At 66.8% G+C, this 3,821-nt stretch carries 2 protein-coding genes; both read right to left on the bottom strand.

Features of this window, described 5'->3' with window-relative positions; all coding sequences use genetic code 11:
- Positions 1-61 precede the first annotated feature (61 nt).
- Positions 62-2,110 carry a methyl-accepting chemotaxis protein gene (locus QQS14_RS16130; protein ID WP_285908042.1) on the bottom strand — a complete coding sequence of 683 codons (2,049 nt, stop codon included), beginning with the start codon at positions 2,108-2,110 and terminating at the stop codon, positions 62-64.
- A 295-nt stretch (positions 2,111-2,405) separates the two neighbouring features.
- Entirely contained in the window at positions 2,406-3,689 is a 1,284-nt protein-coding gene (locus QQS14_RS16125) for an HD domain-containing phosphohydrolase (protein ID WP_285908041.1), read from the bottom strand.
- Between the last annotated feature and the right edge of the window lie 132 nt (positions 3,690-3,821).

Genomic DNA, 3,821 nt, shown 5'->3' with positions numbered 1-3,821 from the left:
CCCCCCCCCCCCCCCCCCCCCCCGGAATCTTCCACCCCATCCCCATCCCCATCCACGGCGCCTAGAAGCGTTCGTATTCGTCGTTGTCCATGTTCAGGTCAACGCCGGGCGCGAGGGCTGGTTTGGCCGTTTTTTTGGCGGCCCCGGGTTTGGGTTGCTGGCCCTGGGGCAGTGCGGCGCGCTGGTTGCGGCTGGTGACGACCGTGGTCTTCTGCCGTTTGTAGGCGGACTGATCGACCTTGAAGAAGGTCATGGCGTGGGCCAGGGCCTGGGCCTGGGCCGAGAGTTCCTCGGAGGTGGAGGCCATCTCTTCGGAGGCCGAGGCATTGCCCTGGATGACCTTGTCGAGCTGGGTGATGGCGGTGCTGATTTCGCTGACGCCCTTGTCCTGCTCCACGCAGCTGGCCGTGATTTCCTGAATGAGTTCAGCGGTCTTGCCGATCTGTGGCACCAGTTCTTCGAGCATGCGCCCGGCCTTGTCAGCCACCTGCATGGAGGTGCCGGAGAGTTCGCCGATCTCCTCGGCCGCGTGTCCGCTGCGTTCGGCCAGTTGGCGCACTTCGGCCGCGACCACGGCAAAGCCCTTGCCGTGTTCTCCGGCCCGGGCAGCCTCGATGGCGGCGTTCAGGGCCAGCAGGTTGGTCTGGCGGGCGATCTCCTGGATGATGGTGATGCGTTCGGCGATGCTCTTGAGGGCGCCCACGGCCTCATTGACCGCCTTGCCGCTTTCGGTGGCGCCCTGGGCGGCCGTGTTGGCGATGGCCTCGGTCTGGCGGGCGTTCTCGGTATTGGAGCGCACGCCCGCGCTCATCTCCTCCATGGAGGCGGATATTTCCTCGATGGACGCGGCCTGCTCGGTGACGGACTGGGACAGGGACTGGGCTGCGGCCGAGAGCTCCTCGCTGCCGGCGGACACGCCGTCGGCCACGGAGTTGACCTCGCCCACCACCCGGTTGAGGTGTCCGGCCATGTCGGTCAGGGACCCGGCGAGCTGGCCCACCTCGTCGTCCTGGCTGAGGTTCACCGTGGCGCGCAGGTCGCCGGTGGCCACGGTCTGGACGAATTCCACACCCTTGCTCAGCGGGCCGATGATGCCCCGGGCGATGATCCAGGCCAGGAGCACGCCCAGGACCACGGCCACCACGTTGAAGATCACGACTCCGGCCTGGGTCTCGCTGGCCTGCGCGATCATGACCTCGTCGGTCATGATGTCCCGGGCGATGACCTCCATGCTCTCGTTGAGCAGCCGCTGCACCTGGTTGAGCTCGGGCATGGTCACGCTGGCGTAGACTTCCCGGGCCTCGTCAAAGCCCTGCTGGCGGCTGTCGAGCAGGCCGATGAGGTGGTCGATGGCGGCCAGGGTCTCCTCGGCCAGGGGGGCGGTGGTGTTGCTGAAATAGCGCAGGGCCGCGTTGCGTTCGCCCTCGGCGAGCATGGCGTTGATCTCGATGGCGGACTCGTGCAGGGCCACATGGGGGGCGAGGATGGCGCGCACCCGGTCGCCGAGCGCCTGGTCCTCGCGCATCAGGCGCTGGGTATCGGGCGCGTAGAGCCACACGCCCAGGTTGCAGGCGTGCGGATCGGTCTGCACGTTGGCACCCCGGGCGCTCGGGTTGAGCATGGTGTCGCGGATGGCGCTCATCCAGACGAGGTGGTCGAGTTTCTTCTCACGCAGGTAGGAGCCCAGGGCCACATCGGCCGGGGCGTACTTGCGGCCGATCTCGATGGCCGAGGCGTGGAGCGCGTTGTGGTGCGCCTCGATCTGGGCCATGAGGGGCTTGATGGCGGGCACCATATGCTCGGCCCGGACCCGGGCATCGCTGTAGTACCATTTGCCAAAGGCGCACTGGCGCGGGTCGGTCTGGACGTTGAGGGTGTGGACCGAGGTATTTGTCAGCAGTTCGTTGACCTGCTCGGCCCATTTGAGATGGTCCACCACCTTCTGGGTGAAGTTGCCGCGCAGCTCGTTGCCGCCGATGACCTCCTCGGCGTCGCTCACGATGCTGTTGATGCCAAACGCGGCCCAGCCTCCCAGGGCGATAACCAGCAAGAGAATCGTGCCGAACCCGACACCGAACTTGACGCAGAGTTTGCAGTCCTTCCAACGCATGACTTCCCCCTCAAAGTGTTGCGGGAGGCGCGGGGCGCCCCTCGGAAATTCGACCCTTTATATCGGACCTGTCGATTCCATGAACAGTGTCTGGCGTGCCGTCCATTATTTTCGTGACTGGAGTATCGAAAAGACGGCAGCCCTGGGCCACGCCGGAGCATGGCCGAGACGCGCGACGACTCGCCGCCAAAGTGAAGGCGGGCCATGATGGAAAGCGGAGGAGGATGGAGCCACGTCCTGCACCAGGACAAAAGAATGATCGAACTCTTGTCGGGTACTTTCCGATCCGATTTTGTTAAGCAACATAGGGAGTTTTGTCAACCTGGAGCGACCGGAACCGCTCGAACTCCTCGTGGGCCCGGGCCTGGGCCAGGATGCGAGCCTCGGCCACCTCGGTGTGGTTGTCCAGGAGCAGGGCCACCAGGTCGGCATCCAGGGACCCGCCCCTGGCCATGTCCAGAAGCACCCGGGCCGACTGGTCCGGGGTCATGCCCGGCCGGTAGGGGCGGTCCTCGGTGATGGCGGTGAACACGTCGCACACGCCCACGATGCGGCTGCCCAGCGAGAGTTCCCGGCCCTTGAGGCCGTGGGGATAGCCCGAGCCGTCGGGCCGCTCGTGGTGCTGGCTGGCCCAGTCGGCGATGTCGTCGAGCCCTGGCACGGAACGCAGGATGGTTTCCGACGTGGTGGCGTGGTGGCGCACGGTGTCGAACTCCTGCCGGGTCAGGGGGCCGGGCTTGTCGAGGATGGTCACGGGCACGGCCAGCTTGCCGATGTCGTGCAGGTTGCCCGCGAGCCGGAGGCGGTCCTGGCTTGGGGTCGTCATGCCGGAAAGGGCGGCCAGCCGGGCCGAGGTTTCGGCCACGCCCAGGGAATGGGTGGCGGTGTGGCGGCTGCGAAAGTCGATGATCAGGGCGAAAAAGCGGGAGAATTGCAGCAACTGGTCGTGGGGGATGACATCGTCGGCCAGGGGCGTGCCAATGGCATCGCGCGCCTGGGTCCAATCGGCGGACAAACGGTCCCAGAACTCGGGCCCGGCCGAGATGTCGAGAAAGGCCTCGACCGCCTCGGGCGCGAACACGGTGCCCGCGTTGTGCCGAATGGCCTGACGGATGCGCTCCCTGCCGACGCGGCGGGTGCCTATACTGTCGAGCACGTCTACCCGGTCGGCGAGATTGATGATGTTGGCCAGCAGCCCGGCCAGCGGGTCATGGTCCGAGGCGGAGCTGGCGGCAGACGGCAGCCGGTGCCACGGGGTGTGGTGGTGCAGGACCAGGGCCGCCACGCGCGAGAGCATGGGGTGGATGGAGAGCAGCCGGAATCCGGCCCGGGCGTGGTCCCCGTGGTCGGCCTCGAAGTCGAGCCCGTCCAGGCGCAGGTCCAGGGAAAAGGCGCCGATGTCATGGAGCAGGGCCGCCGCCACGAGATCCGTGGCATCGCGCTGGCCAAGGCCCATGGCCCCGCCGATGGCGGAAACCCCGACCCCCACCCGGCGGTGGTGGCCCGTGACCGTGGAGCTGACATAGTCCAGCGCGCCGGACGCTCCCTGGATGAGATCAAGAAGATGGATGTCTTTCATGGTCCCTGCTGGTTGACAGCCGGGCATAAGGCCCGGCGCCTTGGTGGATGGTGCCACAACCGTGTGGCCGCGTCTGTCAACAATCCGCAATCCCGGCCAGACGTGCCGGGCGCGAAATGCCACCGCTAGTGT

It is taken from the genome of Pseudodesulfovibrio pelocollis, from assembly GCF_030282845.1.
GTDB lineage: Bacteria > Desulfobacterota > Desulfovibrionia > Desulfovibrionales > Desulfovibrionaceae > Pseudodesulfovibrio > Pseudodesulfovibrio pelocollis.
Note: the sequence above shows the minus strand (reverse complement) of the source record. Positions and strands in the feature narration are given on the sequence as shown.

What these genes read in the sequence shown, in the direction of transcription:
- QQS14_RS16130 (WP_285908042.1), bottom strand. Translation starts at nt 2,110, where the DNA reads ATGCGTTGGAAGGACTGCAAACTCTGCGTCAAGTTCGGTGTCGGGTTC.
- QQS14_RS16125 (WP_285908041.1), bottom strand. Translation starts at nt 3,689, where the DNA reads ATGAAAGACATCCATCTTCTTGATCTCATCCAGGGAGCGTCCGGCGCG.